The following is a 15836-nucleotide window of genomic DNA, read 5'->3' on the forward strand; positions in this document are numbered from 1 at the left end:
GAACCCGTTCGAGTTCGTGACCGTTGCTGTGGTGGTCGTCTATACAGGTTGGTTGGCGCGACGGGGAGTTTCGGTCAGCACATCGTTGCTTCGTCACCCAGCCTACGCCGACCGCATGAGTTCGGCGCGGGTGCCGGGCATGTCACTGCGTCCCCGGTCGCTGCACTTGACCGCCAGTACCTGGTTGATCCCGAGCCGGTTTCCCTCGAATCCCAATGCCGCACCGGCCATGTACAACCGCCACACTCGTGCTCGCCCAGCACTGCTGTGGGCCACCGCCTCGTCCCAGTTCGCCTCCAGGTTTCGCACCCAGGCACGCAGGGTCAGCGCGTAGTGCTCACGCAACGACTCGACGTCGCGCACCTCGAAACCGGATCCTTCGAGCGCCTCGATCATCGTTGCGAGCGGCAGAATCTCCCCGTCCGGGAAGACATACCGATCGATGAAGGACGTCTTGGAAAACGTGGCGGGCGGGCCCGGACGCCGCGAGATCGCATGATTGAGCAACCGGCCCTGCGGACGTAGCAAGGCAAACAGGTCCGCCGCATATGTCGCCAGCATCACGTCGCCGACGTGCTCGGCCATACCGATGCTCGAGATCGCGTCGTAGGGGCCGTCGCCGATGTCGCGATAGTCCTGGACCCGGATTTCCACCAGACCGCCCACGCCCGCGTCGACCATCCGCTGACTCGCGTAGTCCGCCTGCTCCTGGGACAGGGTTACGCCGACGACGTGCGCACCGTACTGACGTGCCGCGTGCAGCGCGAAGGTTCCCCAGCCGCATCCGACGTCGAGTACTCGCATCCCCTCGGTCAGGCCGAGCTTGCGGGCCACCAAATCGCACTTGGCGAATTGAGCCGCGGTCACGTCGTCGGCCTGCTGATCCCAGTATGCGCACGAGTACGTCATCGACTCGCCGAGCACGAGCTCGTAGAAGTCGTTACCGACGTCGTAGTGGTGACTGATCGCGGCGGCGTCACGGGCCTTGTCGTGCCGGCGCCCGCGTACCGGCTTCATCTCCTCCGCCGGCGGTTTCGGCGGCGGGCCGACGATCCCCAGGCGCAGAGCCGCTCTCGCAAGCGCCTTCTTGGTGTTCCCGTCGATCTGCACACCGGGACCCCGAGTCGGGTCCGCCACCTCCTCGAGTGCGTCCAGGCCGGCGAGCAGATCGCCCTCGATGTCGATGTCGCCGGAGACGTAGGCCCGAGCGAAACCGAGGTCGTTGGGAGCCCACAACAACCGCCGTAGACCGCGACGATTGTTGATGCGCACCTGCCAGGGCGCATCCGGAGGCCCACTCCTGCTCCCGTCCCAACACATGATCCCGACCGGAACCTGATCACCCAGCACTGCACGAGCCAGCGGCGCAACCGAGTCGGCAACTGTCATACACACCTCCGTCACAGGGTGTGCCCGACATTACCGGCGTCGGGCGTATTCGGTCACCGCAACACCGGAATCGAATGTGCGCGTGTCGATCACCTCGAACGCATTGGATCTGGAGGCATTCGAAGACATTGCCGGTATACCGCTGCCGAACACCTACGGATGCCGTTTGACGACGATCCGGTCGGTCTCGCCGACGAGTTGGCCCGCAAGGTTGCATCCGCCGCACAGCCAGATGTCGGCGCCCTGCTCCTGCACGAGCATTCGCACGACCTCGACGAGGTCGGCATCGGTCACCTCGAGATTCTCCGCCTCGGCTGGCTGCCGGCGCGAGAACACGATCTGACGCAGGTGCCGATAGGGCTGACCAGACCCTCCTTCAGGCCCACGGCATCCGTATTCCGCCCGATGAGAACAGTGTCGAACCGAGTACACGACTGAGCGACTCCGAGATGCTCGGCGCCCGGCAGTCGGAAGTGCGTCGGCTGACCGAGAACCACGAGGTGACGCCGGCATTGTTCGGACCTCTCTTCGACCGCCTCCCACACCGCTCATGCCGGACACGTCGACCGACCAGATCATCGACGATCTGGTCGAGGGGATCCTCCCGCAGTGACCGAGGTTCAGCGGCGCCTACGTACGTAGTCCCCCACGACCGCCGCACCGAGGCCGTCGAGACCCGGCGCCACCACCCTGCCACCGACGCGCTGAGCAAGACGGTCGACGACGCGAGCGAGGCCGGGATCGTCACCCAGCCGGTAGAACGTGACGCGTGCACCGATACGCGCAACCGAATCCAATTCCCGCACTGTCAATCCCAACGTCCGAGTCGTGGGCGGATAGGCGAAGTGCGCGTATCCCTCCGGCTCCAGATGTGCGGTCGGCTCACCGTCCGTCACGATCATGACCACCGGTTGCGCGTTGGGGTGCCGGCGCAGATGACGTTCCGCGAGCAGCAGCGCATGGTGCAGGTTGGTGCCTTGCTCCCACACACCGTCCAGTCCGGCCAACTCGGTTGGCGTCACCACCTGTGCGTGCCGACCGAACCCGATGATCTGCAACTCGTCGCTGCGGAACCGTGTCGTCACAAGGTGATTCAACGCTAGGGCAGTGCGCTTCATCGGCACCCACCGACCCTCCATCACCATCGAGAAAGACGTGTCCACGAGCAGTGCCACCGCAGCGCGCGAGCGAAGTTCGGTCTCGGAGACCTCCACGTCCGACACCTGCAGACGCACGGGCACGCGGCCGGGGTCGCGCAGTATCGCATTGGTGATCGTGCGGGTCACGTCCCACGGTTCGGTGTCCCCGAATTCCCATTCGCGGGAGGCACCCGTCGGCTCCCCCAACGCCCCGGCTCGTCTCGTTTCCCGTTCACCGCCGCGCGCCGAAAGCTGGCCGGCCAGATCCCGCAGCGCGGTTTGTCCCAACTGGCGCATCGCCTTCGGCGACAACCGCCACTGCCCGTCCGCACCGCGATCGAACAGACCCTGCTCACGCAGCGCCCTCTCGAGGTCGGCAAGAGTGCGCGCGTCGGCGACGGCCTCGTCGCCCAACTGGCGCGCGAGCGCCTCAGGGTCGATGTCGTCCAATTGCGCGCCCGGATACTCCTGCGCGAGTTGCTCGGCCAGCGATTCGAGTTCTGCGATGTCCTGGAGCGCGCCGGTTCCCTCACCGAGCCCCATGCCGCTGTCGCCGCGGAACCGCTCCCCACCCTGCCAATCCTCGCCAGGACGAGCAGCCTGCAGGTACTGATCGAGACGATCGAGTTGGCCGGTCAGGGACGGGTCACCGAACGCCTGCTGGGCCAACGCATCCAGCTCGTCGCGCTGTTCCTGACTCAGCGAATTACGCAGGCGCTGAGCCGCCGCCGCCCGCTGAGCCAGCGAGTCCAACAGCTCCTCGACGTCACGTGGATTCTCCGGAAAGAACTCACCGTACTCGTCCATGAACGCGTCGAACTGCTGCCGGGTGTCCGTCCCGTTCGAATGATCTTCGAGGAGCCGATTGAGGCTCTCGAGCATGTCACGGATGCGCTCGCGGTCTTCGTCCGTGGCGCCCTCGAGCGCCTGCTTCATCCCCTCGAACCGCTGATCCAACATCTCGCGGCCCAGCAGGTCGCGAATCTGCTCGTACTTCTCCCGCGCCTCGGAGCTGCGCCATTCGTAATCGGCCAGATCCTGCACTGCCTGCGCGGTCGAGGGCGGTAGCTCTTCGATGCGCATCTCCGCGAACCGGGCATCGTCGTCCAGCGCCCGGGCGAGCTGTTTCCGCTCCTCGAGCACGGCCTCGTCGAGGAGCTTGCGGACTTCCTCGAGCGTTCCGTTCAGGTTGTTTCGCTTCAACATCTCACGGCGGCGACGGTTCGCCTCCGCTGCGAGCTCGTCCAAACCACGCATGCGTTCGTTGCCGCGGCGCAGGTGTTCACGTAGCGCTTGCCGCGGTGAGGTACCGGCGAGGACATCCTCGCCGATCGAGGACAAGGCATCACGCAGGTCGACGGGCGGCGCCAGCGGATCGCCCCCTTCGTACGGGCCGTAACGCGAGCCGTGGGACATCAGGAGTACACCGTCTGCCCTGTCGGATCGGGGTTCTTGGAGATGCGCCGCGCCAGGTACAGCCCTTCCAACGCCAATTCGGCAGCAGCAGCACGCTCGCCGTCCGACTCGGCACCGAGTCGCACCGCCAGCTCGTCGAGCACATCCAGTTCGGGCAGCTCGTCCAACAGGGCCTTCGCCGTGATTCGCTCTCCCGTCACTACGGGTTCGCCCTGCTCCACGGCCGACACGAGTGAAGCCAGATCGATTCCGCCGAGCCGGGCACGCACCGTGTCCGCAGTCGCTCGACGAAGTAGGTGGGACAGAACCTCGAATTCGCGGCCCTCTTCACCGGATTCGAACTCGACCTTGCCGCGCAACACCTCCACCACCGTGTCCAGGTCGACGGGCCGGGCCACCGGATCCGCTTCCCCGAGAACCGCCGCACGATGTACTGCTGCCGCACCGACCGTTTCCGCCCCGGCCACTGCGAACCTCGCGGAGACACCGGATCGCTGGTCCACCGACGTCGACTCGCGCAACAATCTCGTGAACCGAGCCAGGATCTCGAGCAGGTACTCGGGCACCGTGGCCTTCAGCTTTGCTTCCTGCTCGATCACGGCAATCTCGTCGCTCAGTTCGGACGGGTAGTGAGTCCGAATCTCCGCACCGAACCTGTCCTTGAGCGGCGTGATGATGCGACCACGATTGGTGTAGTCCTCCGGGTTCGCGCTCGCGACGAGGAGCACGTCCAAGGGAAGACGCAACGTGTAGCCGCGAACCTGAATGTCACGTTCCTCCATGACGTTGAGCAGCGACACCTGGATGCGCTCTGCCAGGTCGGGCAGTTCGTTGATGGCAACGATGCCGCGATGAGCACGCGGGACGAGGCCGAAGTGGATCGTCTCGGGGTCTCCGAGGCTGCGGCCTTCCGCCACCTTCACCGGATCCACGTCGCCGACGAGGTCCGCGACCGACGTATCGGGAGTCGCCAACTTCTCCGAATAGCGTTCACTGCGGTGGCGCCAGCGGACGGGTAGGTCCTCACCCAGCTCCTTCGCCCGCCGAATCGAAGCCGGAGTGATGGGCTCATAGGGATGCTCACCCAGTTCGGAGCCGTCGATCACGGGAGTCCACTCGTCCAGCAGCAGGTGCAGGGTACGCAGCACACGAGTCTTGCCTTGCCCGCGTTCACCGAGCAGCACCACATCGTGACCGGCAATCAAGGCCCGCTCGAGTTGCGGAGACACGGTGTCCTCGAAACCGAGGATGCCGGGCCACGGATCGCGCCCGTCCCGAAGAGCCGCGAGCAGATTCTCACGAAGCTCTTCCTTGACGGTGCGATGCACGTGGCCCGACTCACGAAGCTCACCCAGGGTCGAGGGACGGTCTGCCGAAGGACGTTGTCCGGTGGAAGTCACCACTCCAAGCTACGAGGGTTCACCGGAAACGTCACGCGATCAACGAGTGAAGGGCATGACGTCCCGAACTCGCTTGTCGCGCAGGTAGAGCGCTCCCCAAACCACGATTCCCACATAGACGGGGAACAGGGTCTCACCGAACAGCGATCCCTCGACCCTCATATGGGTGAACACTGCTCCGCCGAGGTATCCGGTGAGCAGAACCGCACCGAGGAATGCCGTGGCAGGAATTACGTAGAGGATCGTGCACACCAGCAACACCACCCCGATCCAGACCACGATGCTCTCGGGAATCCCCAGATCGGGCAGCGAGTCCTTCACCGCCTGCGCCTTTGTCAGCTTCCCGAAGGCGTCGAACAGGAAGAACAACGTCAGCAAGGCCATGAGCACCCACCCGACCTTGATTCCGACGCGGGACCGCCCCTTCACTGGGGTCGCTACGGTGCTCATGGCTGTTCACCGGTGGCAGCGGCGGGGTCCATCCACATGATCTCCCAGAGGTGCCCGTCCGGGTCCTGGAAGCTGCGGCCGTACATGAATCCCTCGTCCATGGGCTCGTTGGAGAACGATCCGCCGGATGAGAGGGCCTTGTCCGCGAGGGCGTCCGCGGCTTCGCGGCTCTCCGCCGAAATACAGAGGATCGCCTCGGTGCTCGTGCTCGCGTCGACGATCTCCTTCTTGGTGAACGTCTTGAAGAACGGTTCGACCAGCAGCATCAGGAAGATCTCCTCGCTGACGACAATGCAGGACGCATTGTCGTCCGAGAACGCGGGATTGCGCTTGTAGCCGAGTCCTTCGTAGAACTCGGTGGACTTGGCTAGATCTTTCACCGGCAGGTTGACGAAAATCATGGTGGACATCAGGTTCCTCATTTCGTGTGCAACGAATCCAGCAATGCGGGGTGCTTCAGATCACTTACTAATGTTGCAAAATGAAACCTACAGATGTCAATAGGCAACTTTGATCTATAATCAGGACCATGGCTAAGCAAGGGTATGGACAGTACTGCGGCCTCGCTCATGCGCTCGATCTCGTCGGTCAACGGTGGGCGATGCTGATCGTTCGTGATCTCCTGGTCGGCCCCCGCCGCTACACCGACCTCAGACAAGGCCTCCCGGGCATCCCGTCGAACATCCTGTCCACGCGACTCAAGGAACTCGAGGAGGCGGACGTGATCACTCGGCGTGCACTTCCCCGCCCGTCGAACGCTGTCGTCTACGAACTCACGGAGTACGGCCAAGGCCTGGAGGAGGCCATGAAATCCCTGGGACGCTGGGGAGCACGAACCCTGAGGGACCCTCGACCGGACGACGCGATAACCATCGACTCGATGGTCATGGCCTTACGTTCGACCTTCCATTCCGAGCACGCCGACAGCACGGACAGCACCTACGAGTTGCGCCTCGGTGACATCATCCTCTCCGCGCACGTGCACGACGGCGCGGTCGACGTGCGCGATGGGCCGGCTGAGGCACCCGACCTGGTCATTATCACCGGACCCGCGATCAAGGCGCTCATGGCCGGTGAGATCTCCCCCGCCGAAGCACTCGAGCAGGGCAGCGTCGTCGTCGCCGGAGACGCCGCCCTGCTCGAGGACTTCGCGAGAACCTTCAGCATTCCCTGACGTCCAACACGCCTCGGTTACCGCATGATCACCACGGCTGCTGCGGTGGCTTGTTCGCGACAACACTCTTGTAGTAGTCGGTCAATGTCAGCTCTGCTGCTGCGGCCTCGTCCAACACCACCGTGCAGTGTGGATGCAACTGCATGACGGAGGCGGGACAGAATGCACTGAGCGGGCCTTCCACGGCTTTGGCGATCGCCGAAGCCTTCGCGGAGCCGGTCGCCACCATCACCAGGTGCCTCGCCTCCAGGATCGTGCCCAAACCCTGCGTGAGAACGTGCCGAGGAACATCGGCCTCGGAGTCGAAGAAGCGCGCGTTGTCTTTGCGAGTCCGATCGGTCAGCGTCTTGACACGGGTACGCGACGACAGGGATGACGTCGGCTCGTTGAATCCGAGGTGCCCGTCGGTGCCGATGCCGAGGAACTGCACGTCCACGCCTCCTGCGGCACGGATGGCGGCATCGTATCGAGCGCCCTCACCGAATACGTCGTCCGAGTTGCCGTTCGGGCTGTGCACACGCTGCGGGTCCAGATTCACGTGGTCGACGAAGTCACGCCGAATCACCGCGAAGTAGGTTTCCGGGTGCCCTTCGGGAAGCCCGATGTACTCGTCCAACAGGAAAGTCGACAGCGAGGCGAAGTCGAGCCCGTCCTCACGGTGTCGGCGGGCAAGTTCGCCGTATGCGGCCACCGGGGAGGAGCCGGTGGCCAATCCCAGTACCGTGTTCCCGCGTCTCACATAGGGTTCCACCACGTCCGCCACCGTTGTGGCTGCTTCCTCAGGGCTGGATCTGATGATGATTTCCATCGGTACTCCTCGGTCCGCACACCCACTGGCCGTTTTTCATCACGGCAAGTGGATACAAGTCGTTGTCGACCGCGGTACGTAGTCCGGACGAGTCCGCGATGAGTGCGCCGATGGGTGTTCCGGACCAGCCGGGCATGAGGGTGGACGCGAACAGCCAGTAGCATTTCGGAGATTGCTGCGGCGATGGCGTGACCACCGACCGGAGTGGGCTGTCGAATCTTCTCGAGCACCACCGGTATGCCGTCGTCCGTTCCCAGGTCGACTATCCCGGCCGCGATCTTCGTCCCGCCGAGGTCGACTGCAAGAACCTTCGTCGTCACAGCAACCCGGCGTCGGCCAGAAGACTCTTGATCGCGGCGATCTCACCGTCCTCGAACGGGGTCGACGGCAGCGCGGCGCGTCGTGAGCTGAAGACACCCAGCAGTTCGAGTGCGATCTTGAACGAACCACGGCCGGCGGAATTCCCACTCATCCGGGACTGGTCGCCACATGCGACGATTCCGAAGAGCCGAATGAGGCGCTCCTGTTCCGCCCGCACCGAGGCAACATCACCGCTCGCGCACAGCTGGGCGAGCCGCACGTACCCGGCAGGGTCGACGTTACCCAGCCCGGGTACGACCCCGTCTGCTCCGAAGAACAGTGCCGAGTCGACCGTGGTTTCCGAACCGGTCAACAATGTGAAGTCGTCCAGACCGAGATCGTTTCGGCGCATCACGAGGGTGCGCAATCCACTGTCGTCGCCGGACGAATCCTTGACGCCCTGAAGTACGCCCTCCTGCGCAAGACCGATGAGCAGGTCGGCCGACAGCTTGTTGTGTACGCACACGGGAATGTCGTAGGCGTACAACGGAACGTCTCCGACCGCTTCCTTGACGTACCGGAAGTGGGCCGCGATCTCGTTGGGGTTGGTACGGGCGTAGAAGGGTGCCGTGACCACGACCCCGTCCACCCCGACCTCGAGTGCATCTGCGACGTGATCGAGAACGAGCGGAGTGGCCATGACCCCCGCAATCAACGGGACCCGACCAGCGGCCGATTTCCTTTGCCGTGCGCAGTACGTCACGTCGGCGTTCGCGACCGAGGAAAGCAACCTCGCTCGAAGAACCGAGCACGAACAGGCCGTCGACCCCTCCGGAAATCAGGTGGTCGACAACTCGGGCGTAGGACGCCGTGTCGACCGACCAATCCTCGTTGAAGGGTGTGCAGACGGGGGGAATGACTCCGGACAGGCGACTCACTGTGTACGCCCATGAGGGCCCCATCTCACCTGCCATCGACCGAGAGTTTCATGCCGCGCTGTATCGGCCGCTGGGCAATTCGCTGGTCGGGAGCCTTCTGGGATGTCTACCACAATCTGCAACACGCACTTCCCACACTCGAGCCGGGAGTCGCGGAGACCACCGCTGCGCACCACCGCGACATTTTGACCGCCGTCGAAAGCCGTGATGCCGAGGGCGCCCACGCCGCACTGGTCGCTCATTTCGCGGGAATTCGGGAGCGCCTCACGGCGGGCCGACACCGACCCGCCGTCCCAGGCTCGATCCGTCATATCAGGCATATGCGACGGCGTCGACACGCCCCAGAGAATCCCACACCATCTCGAAGCGCTTGTGCGTCATCTCGTCGGCATCGGCCAGCAACGCCATCAGGATCAGTCGTGGATTCGCTTCCCAGGCGAACGCGGCATCTGCGACCACCCGGTTGGAGAACAGGCCCGAGCGTGCGATCGCGTTCACCCAGTCGTCGACCTCGCCGTTGTGGATCCGGGCCACCGACTCGAAGCTGTACGGTGCGGCCAGGAAGTCGAGCCCGAACACTGCGCTGATGTAGTCGCCAGGGGTGAGTGCCGTTGCATTCGAGGACAGGTTCGCTGCGCTCATGGTGGGCCGCCTTTCCTATGCTGCGAGAGACGTTCTCGCTGCTGTCGAACTGATGACAACGACGTTAGGAGCGGGTTTTGTGAGGACCGTAAACCTTCTCTGAGAGCTCGGACAGTTCACGGAAATGCAGTCCGAACTGGTAGACAGGCGGAATGTCCGACAACGAGATCACCTTCGACAGCGGCGACGTCACACTCCACGGAAGCCTCCGAATCCCGGACGGCGACGGCAAGGCCCCGGCGGCCCTCATCCTCGCGGGCAGCGGACCCACCGACCGCAACGGCGACAGCGGCCTCCTGTCCGGCGACATCGGGACGCTGCGTCACATCGCCGACGTGCTCGAGAAGAACGGCTATGCCAGCCTGCGGTACGACAAGCTCGGCAGCGGACAGACCGCACTCGGCCCTTACGAAGTGGACGACATCGCGGAGCTCGGCTTCAACACGTTCGTGGACGCCGCTTCGGCCGGTCTCGAGTTTCTCGCTGCCCAGGAGCAGGTCGACGGGTCGAAGATTCTCGTCATCGGACACAGCGACGGTGCACTGGTAGCCATGGCACTCGCCACCGGCAAGGATTCGGCCCGCATCCACGGACTCGGATTGCTCGAACCGCTGAGCATCCGGTTGCTCGACCTGCTGACCACGCAGATCCACGCCCAGCTCGACGCGGTGGTCTCGACCAACCAGCTGCCCGTGGAACTGGCCGACGAACTTCGCGTCGCACTCGCCGGGGCCGTCGAGTCACTCCGTGGCGACGGCACGATCAGCGACGACCTGCCCGAGCCACTGCGAAACGCGGGACTCGTGCACGCGAACGCCAAGGCACTCGCCGAAGAGGACGCGCTCGACCCGCGCGAACTCGCCCGGTCGCTGCCCGACGGATTCCCGGTTCTCACCAGTTGCTCCGAAAAGGACATTCAGGTCGACGCAGCAGACGTCGACGGTCTCGACTCCGCACTCGCACACACGAACCTGGTGTCGGTTCGGATGCGCAACGCCAATCACGTCCTCAAGGACGTCGGAGACGAGCCGTCGACGGGTGCCGATTACGTTGCCCCACTGCCCTACTCGCTCGAGTTCACAGAGCCTTTCGAGCAGTGGGTGTCATCACTCTGACTATTCGGTCGCGCCGAGCGCTGTGGCCAACAGTGCACTCGCCATGTCCGAGACAAGGCCCAGGTTCTCGTCGTTGACGAGGTCCTGGAGTCCGTCCACGCCGCCGGCCTCGAGTAGCGGCTTCAAGATCGCCATGACTCGCGCCAAGACCTCGGACGAGTCCGAGGACGTCTGATCGTCCGTACCGGGCTCGGTCGATTCCGGCGCTTTCGGCGTGGTGGGGGCCTTCGGCGTGGTCGGAGTCGCCTTCGGGGTCGACGGCGTGGCAGGAGCCGCCTTCGGGGTGTTGGGGGTCGACTCCGCCTTGTCACTACCGGGTGGTGTTGCGGCGGCTGCCGCACCGGCATCCGCGGCGGGTGTATCCGCACGGGTCAAGAGGTCGGTGACAATGCCGGTCGTGATCGCGATCGCATGTTTGACCTGGCCGTCCGGGCTCTCGAGAACGGCGGCGTCCTCTGGATTGGCTCCGTTGCCCATCTCGACGAACACGAGCGGCACCTGGGTCAGTGCCGGCCCGGCGACGTCGGACCGAGTTTGGATGCCATCGACGACGCCTGCGTAGTTGGCAGGGACCATGCCGTTGCTCTTGTATGCATCGCGCATCGCATTGGATGCGGCCAGGCCCGCCCCGGACTGGGCCGCGTTCGCCTCGGCATCCGGGATCGGCAAGGTGGGAACGATCATGTGGAAGCCGTGATTGGTCGCGTCTTCACCCGCAGCCGTGGAGTCGGCGTGAATGCTCACCGCGAGATCTGCCCCGGACTCGTTGGCCGCCCGCGCTCGCTCGTCGATGCAGCCTCCCCATCCGGTGTCGTCCTGGCGGCTCTTCTGTACGTTCGCGCCGAGACTCTGGAGGCTCGAGGCCACCATTTCCGAGATCTTCCAGTTGATGGTGTGTTCGGGGACGCCGCCGAGGGACGTCATGCCGGTTGTCTGGCAGTCCTTTGTTCCGCCACGTCCGTCGTCGACCTGCTTGGCGAGGTCCTGACCGTCGGATGAACCCTGGTGCCCCGGGTCGAGGAAGACCGTTTTGCCTGCGAGTTCGTTGCCGGCCGGTGCCGCTTCCGGCGGCGCAGGTTCGGCACCGGCGGTCACGGGAACGAGGATCGATGCGCCTACCGCCGCAGCGCAGAGACCAGCCCTGATTGCACTTTTCTTCATACGGAAATTGGACGACCGATCTGCGATCGCCACTCTCCTTCCACATCACACAACAGATGCCACTCGGATCACATCGACCACAAGTGAAACACCAACCACAGTGGTAACCGCAAGTTCGCCACCGGATCGAAAGCAACCTGTGACCTGGCGAATCGGACATTCATTTCAGAACAGTGCGTCTCACCACCGAATATTCGACGTGCGAAGCCCGCAGAGTTCAGGTAACGTCGTCGGTCAACCAGCGATACACCGGATGAAGGGTACGGCCATGATGCAGCTTCACGCGCTCGTCGGCTCCGTACCTTCTTGGCATTGCTGCACCGCAGACAAGCTGGCCTTCACGCACGGCACCGCCCGAGAATGACTCGATCCATTCGATCCGTTCACGGGCACCCCAGGCACTCGCCTCGGGTGCCTTTTCTTTTACCTTTCACCTTCAGGAGCATCACATGAAACTTCGCATCAACGAACAGTCCACCTCTCCCCCGTATCTCGACCTTCCCGAGGACCTCACCGGTTACGCGGTGACCCTCGACCTCTCGCACGCAGATCCGGGCCACGAGGCAGGCCTCGGCGCACTGATCAGCGAGATCCGCAGCCGCGGCGCGGCACGAGTCGTGATCAGCGGGTCACGGCGGGAACTGATGGAAACTGGCCGGGCCGCCTGACCGGAGTCAGAGCGAGGCGAGATCCGCCTCCACCCGCGTGAGCATTCGTTGTACTTCCCGCGCCACCACGTAGGGGGATGCCGATACGGCCGCGATCGTGTCCGCATTGCGGATCACGTACCGTCCGTCGTCCGCGAAATCGATCCACTGCAGCACTTCGCCTGCGGCTTCGGTCCGCCCCTCGCGTCGGGGGGACGCGCGCACCAGAACTTCGCCGAACATCGTGTGGGGCCGATCGAAGAACCTGATCGCCTCGGCGCGCGGACTCACGTAACCGGCGGACCGCATCAATGAACCGTCTCCCCGATTGCCGAGATCCGAGCGGTGCACCGTGAGCCCCTTACCTTTCCCCGCTGGTGCCGTGGGAAGCGACTGGGCGAGCGCCTCGCCCACCTCGGTCCGGCGCTGCAGGGACAACAGGACGTCTGATCCGGCTTCACGGGTGTGGCCGGGGAGCTGGGTCACCACCGCGCCAACAGTACGATCGACCCCAGCACGAATACGCACCAGGTTCTCCGACGCACGGTTGTCCACACCGCAGACAACGGCCTCTGCCAGCGGCTCCGCAAGAACTGTGAGGGCACGGTGCAAGTTGTCGTCACCTTTGGAGAGCAGAGTTCGGGCAGCCGCGGCCTTGTGCGTTTCGAACTCGGCGGCAGTTTCAGCCGTCCCGAGGAATGACAAAGGAGTCGGGAGTCGATCGAATCCGAGGTGTTCCCAGGCAACGACGAACTCGAGCGCACTCAGACGCCAGCGGGTGGTCACTACTGGCCGCCGAGGACCGGAGGCGCTCCGCGCGGCAGGTCGCCGATCAGTTCGTTGCCGTTCTGCACGTTGACCAGGTAATCGGGTGTCTTGTGTTCGGTGTCGTCATCGCCTTTGCCACGAGCACCCGGAGGCATCATGGCCCCACCCATTCCCATGCGCCCGGCGCCTGCGCCGCCCGCGGCTCTTGCGCCGCTGGCCTGTCCTGGGGACACGGCTCCGGGTTTCTGCGGTGCGCCCAATGGAGCTGCACTCGCGCCCGAACCGAAACCTCCTCCAGTGCCGACGCCTCCAGTGCCGACACCCCGTCCTGCGGAACCGCTGCCGAGCGATCCCGAACCAGATCCGCCGCCGAGGCCTGCGGCGGCAGGTGCGACGAACGGATTGCGGGCGCTGTCCTGACCGACGCCAGAACCGGGGAGGCCGGACGCGGCGGCGGGAACAGCACTTGCCGGTGCGATGGGAGGTTGGGCCGTCGGCCCGATAGAACTCGGGGCAGTCGAAGCAGGTGCGGTCGACTGCGGGAAACCCGCTGCCGGTGAGCCGGGCGCGGCCGACGGCCCACTGATGTCCGGTCCGCCGCTGGGTCCGATACCCGGTCCACCCGGGGTGCCCGGGGTGCCGGTCGACGGATCGGTCGGATCGACGGCGGCGGGCAACATCGGGACACCCGTATCAGCCTGCTGCACCACGGGTGTGTACACGGTGTTCATCACCCGAATGGCCTCTTGCCGAGCATCGTCGTTCCCGTCGACCATATTGACCACCGATCCGGGATTGGCGATCAAACCGATACCGCCCCGCACGAAATCTCCGAACGATGTTCCGGTATCTGGTTCCGGCAGTTGCGCTTTGACCTGAGCAAAGCCCGTATACGCCTCTTCCATCTTGTTGCCGACGAGGGTGAAGGCGCCGCCGAGCTTTGCGGATTCTCCCGCGTAACGAGCAATCGCGGCCTGCGCATTACTCGCAGCCTCGCCCTGCCAATCCGAAGCCGTGATCGACGCAATGGCCTCCTGAAAATCCGTGATCAGTTCGGTGGCATCCTGTTCCGCTGCCCGCCACATCTGCGAACTTTCGAATACGGGGCCTGGCTGGATCGAGTCGACCTTGGCCTTGATGTCCTGGTGCGACATGGCCTCGAATGATTCGGTGATGACAGTCGGCGGCAGCGTGCCGAGTCCGAATTCCCCTGCAATTCGGTTGGCCTCACCGTAGAGGTCGGCGCGCTGGTGATTACCTTCGTTCTGGGCGACACGGCTTTCAGCCCAACCACTGATATCGCTACCGGTGACAGAGTCGTAGCCGTCGAGCAACGCGCGGTTCTTCCCAGACATCGAATCGACGAATTCCGCAGTCCCCCGACTCACGGTGTCGGACACGCTGCTCCAGAAATCGCTCGACCACGGCAATCCCATTGCTGTTCTCCCCCTCGAGTAATACGACTGCTCTGCTACAGGTCACTACCGATAGACCCGAGAGCGCCCGCGTTGGAGTCCTCGGTCTGCCTATACGCCGCACCTGCATTGATGAACACATCCTGCATCTTCATCGCCACATCGATGTGCTGCTGAATGACCTGCTCGAACGATCCTTCACCGCCGGTAGCCAAATCGGAGAACTTCTTACCCAACTGCTGAGCAGAAGCGAGGTCACCGAATGCCTCCCACCTTACTAGGTGTCTGCCCTGCCCCTTCAGCCTGCTCAACCCGTCGGCATACCGCGCACACGCTTCGGCGCACCGATTGGCGGCGTCGCCATTCAAACGAAGCTGACCACCATCGACGGCCACCGACAGCGCCTGCAAGTCGCCAAGAACTCCTGAACCAGACATATCTATTCCCCCTACAAATCAGGCGTCACATTGGCAGAACGTCGTTCAATGCCACGGCCCCTCGTACCGCCATCACACACGGCAACTCCTGCGCCAGTTCGGTGCCCTTCTTATCGGAACGCACAATCAGCGTCCCTCCCTCGAACGGGAACGCGGCATCACAGGTTTCCCTATTGACGTCACTCTTGTCGCGATACGTCACCGCATCGCGCCCCGGAATCGAATCGACGGCAGTCAACTCAAGATTGTTTGGGTTCGACTTCACCTCGTCGAACGAATGTGTCGTCGACAGAACAGCAAGGTAGTACCACCCAGCCTCCCAAGTGCATAGCTCCCAGCCGGTGGCCTGAACCCCGAAAAAGTCGGCATCCTCCGTCGCCGGGTCGAGGCCTGCGGCCTCCAACGCCACATCCGGAATATCGCACGGCTCGAACAAACCCGGATTCTTGTTGGCGCCATCCGCTGCGGGTGCCGCGGTTTGCTCCACCGAATCCGCAGCACCACACCCCACCAGCAGCGCCGAGGCGGCAATCAACGCCCCCAACCCCATTGCCTTACGCATCGCCATTCCTCCCGAAAGCTTTCGCGCATGAACACTACATGCATATGTCCGGTTCGACCGCTACGAAGAATGGCC

17 protein-coding genes and 2 pseudogenes are annotated in these 15836 nt (G+C 64.0%); 4 read left to right on the forward strand and 15 right to left on the reverse strand.

The annotated features are described in order from the left end of the window. Window positions 1-102: 102 nt before the first annotated feature. The 6 genes from ACFWO3_RS13555 to ACFWO3_RS13580 all read right to left on the reverse strand — a co-directional run bounded on the left by ACFWO3_RS13555 (window position 103) and on the right by ACFWO3_RS13580 (window position 6204). Window positions 103-1389: a class I SAM-dependent methyltransferase gene (locus ACFWO3_RS13555; RefSeq protein WP_378578148.1), complete on the reverse strand. Its 1287-nt coding sequence runs from the start codon at window positions 1387-1389 to the stop codon at window positions 103-105. Between the two features lie 153 nt (window positions 1390-1542). Then, complete coding sequence (locus ACFWO3_RS13560) at window positions 1543-1683, reverse strand: hypothetical protein (protein ID WP_378578150.1); 141 nt, start codon at window positions 1681-1683, stop codon at window positions 1543-1545. A 326-nt stretch (window positions 1684-2009) separates the two neighbouring features. Further along, on the reverse strand, window positions 2010-3944 hold the full coding sequence (locus ACFWO3_RS13565; RefSeq protein ID WP_378578152.1) for a VWA domain-containing protein: 1935 nt from the start codon (window positions 3942-3944) through the stop codon (window positions 2010-2012). Then, window positions 3944-5344, reverse strand: a complete 1401-nt coding sequence (locus ACFWO3_RS13570; RefSeq protein ID WP_378578154.1) for an ATP-binding protein — start codon at window positions 5342-5344, stop codon at window positions 3944-3946. The genes ACFWO3_RS13565 and ACFWO3_RS13570 overlap by 1 nt, the downstream gene beginning before the upstream one ends. Before the next feature lie 39 nt (window positions 5345-5383). Then, window positions 5384-5794: a DoxX family protein gene (locus ACFWO3_RS13575; protein ID WP_378578156.1), complete on the reverse strand. Its 411-nt coding sequence runs from the start codon at window positions 5792-5794 to the stop codon at window positions 5384-5386. Then, window positions 5791-6204 (reverse strand): VOC family protein, encoded by a 414-nt coding sequence (locus ACFWO3_RS13580; RefSeq protein WP_378578158.1) that lies wholly within the window; start codon window positions 6202-6204, stop codon window positions 5791-5793. The genes ACFWO3_RS13575 and ACFWO3_RS13580 overlap by 4 nt, the downstream gene beginning before the upstream one ends. Window positions 6205-6323: 119 nt before the next feature. Between ACFWO3_RS13580 and ACFWO3_RS13585 the strand changes: the two genes are divergently transcribed. Then, window positions 6324-6968 carry a winged helix-turn-helix transcriptional regulator gene (locus ACFWO3_RS13585; RefSeq protein WP_378578160.1) on the forward strand — a complete coding sequence of 215 codons (645 nt, stop codon included), beginning with the start codon at window positions 6324-6326 and terminating at the stop codon, window positions 6966-6968. Between the two features lie 28 nt (window positions 6969-6996). On the opposite strand, the gene nagB is transcribed toward ACFWO3_RS13585, so the two are convergent. From nagB to ACFWO3_RS13600, 3 genes and pseudogenes are all read right to left on the reverse strand, one after another. Further along, window positions 6997-7776 carry a glucosamine-6-phosphate deaminase gene (gene nagB, locus ACFWO3_RS13590; RefSeq protein ID WP_378578162.1) on the reverse strand — a complete coding sequence of 260 codons (780 nt, stop codon included), beginning with the start codon at window positions 7774-7776 and terminating at the stop codon, window positions 6997-6999. Then, the gene (locus ACFWO3_RS13595; RefSeq protein WP_378578164.1) at window positions 7748-7972 is read right to left on the reverse strand and encodes a hypothetical protein; all 225 of its coding nucleotides are present in this window, start codon (window positions 7970-7972) and stop codon (window positions 7748-7750) included. The genes nagB and ACFWO3_RS13595 overlap by 29 nt, the downstream gene beginning before the upstream one ends. Before the next feature lie 120 nt (window positions 7973-8092). Next, a pseudogene (locus ACFWO3_RS13600) lies at window positions 8093-9038 on the reverse strand (dihydrodipicolinate synthase family protein). A gap of 26 nt (window positions 9039-9064) precedes the next feature. On the opposite strand from ACFWO3_RS13600, the pseudogene ACFWO3_RS13605 reads away from it, so the two are divergent. Beyond that, window positions 9065-9250, forward strand: a pseudogene (locus ACFWO3_RS13605) (FCD domain-containing protein); the annotation flags it as partial. 76 nt (window positions 9251-9326) lie between these two features. Here the strand turns inward: ACFWO3_RS13605 and ACFWO3_RS13610 are convergent. Continuing rightward, on the reverse strand, window positions 9327-9656 hold the full coding sequence (locus ACFWO3_RS13610; RefSeq protein ID WP_378578166.1) for a hypothetical protein: 330 nt from the start codon (window positions 9654-9656) through the stop codon (window positions 9327-9329). Window positions 9657-9808: 152 nt separating this feature from the next. On the opposite strand from ACFWO3_RS13610, the gene ACFWO3_RS13615 reads away from it, so the two are divergent. Then, window positions 9809-10771 (forward strand): alpha/beta hydrolase family protein, encoded by a 963-nt coding sequence (locus ACFWO3_RS13615; RefSeq protein WP_378578168.1) that lies wholly within the window; start codon window positions 9809-9811, stop codon window positions 10769-10771. Here ACFWO3_RS13615 and ACFWO3_RS13620 read toward each other — a convergent pair whose 3' ends face one another. Continuing rightward, window positions 10772-11932: an N-acetylmuramoyl-L-alanine amidase gene (locus tag ACFWO3_RS13620; protein ID WP_378578170.1), complete on the reverse strand. Its 1161-nt coding sequence runs from the start codon at window positions 11930-11932 to the stop codon at window positions 10772-10774. It abuts the gene before it with no gap. Window positions 11933-12381: 449 nt separating this feature from the next. Between ACFWO3_RS13620 and ACFWO3_RS13625 the strand changes: the two genes are divergently transcribed. After that, window positions 12382-12600: a hypothetical protein gene (locus ACFWO3_RS13625; RefSeq protein ID WP_378578172.1), complete on the forward strand. Its 219-nt coding sequence runs from the start codon at window positions 12382-12384 to the stop codon at window positions 12598-12600. Between the two features lie 6 nt (window positions 12601-12606). Here the strand turns inward: ACFWO3_RS13625 and ACFWO3_RS13630 are convergent, their stop codons facing one another. The 4 genes from ACFWO3_RS13630 to ACFWO3_RS13645 form a co-directional block, all read right to left on the reverse strand. Further along, window positions 12607-13365, reverse strand: coding sequence for an ESX secretion-associated protein EspG (locus tag ACFWO3_RS13630; protein ID WP_378578174.1), 759 nt, complete (start codon window positions 13363-13365; stop codon window positions 12607-12609). Then, window positions 13365-14747, reverse strand: a complete 1383-nt coding sequence (locus tag ACFWO3_RS13635; RefSeq protein ID WP_378578176.1) for a hypothetical protein — start codon at window positions 14745-14747, stop codon at window positions 13365-13367. Before ACFWO3_RS13635 ends, ACFWO3_RS13630 begins: the two co-directional genes overlap by 1 nt. Window positions 14748-14818: 71 nt before the next feature. Continuing rightward, window positions 14819-15199 (reverse strand): hypothetical protein, encoded by a 381-nt coding sequence (locus tag ACFWO3_RS13640; RefSeq protein ID WP_378578178.1) that lies wholly within the window; start codon window positions 15197-15199, stop codon window positions 14819-14821. Window positions 15200-15224: 25 nt separating this feature from the next. Next, on the reverse strand, window positions 15225-15767 hold the full coding sequence (locus ACFWO3_RS13645) for a DUF3558 family protein (RefSeq protein WP_378578180.1): 543 nt from the start codon (window positions 15765-15767) through the stop codon (window positions 15225-15227). Window positions 15768-15836: the final 69 nt, after the last annotated feature.

It is taken from the genome of Rhodococcus sp. NPDC058521 (genome assembly GCF_042719695.1).
Lineage (GTDB): Bacteria > Actinomycetota > Actinomycetes > Mycobacteriales > Mycobacteriaceae > Rhodococcus_F.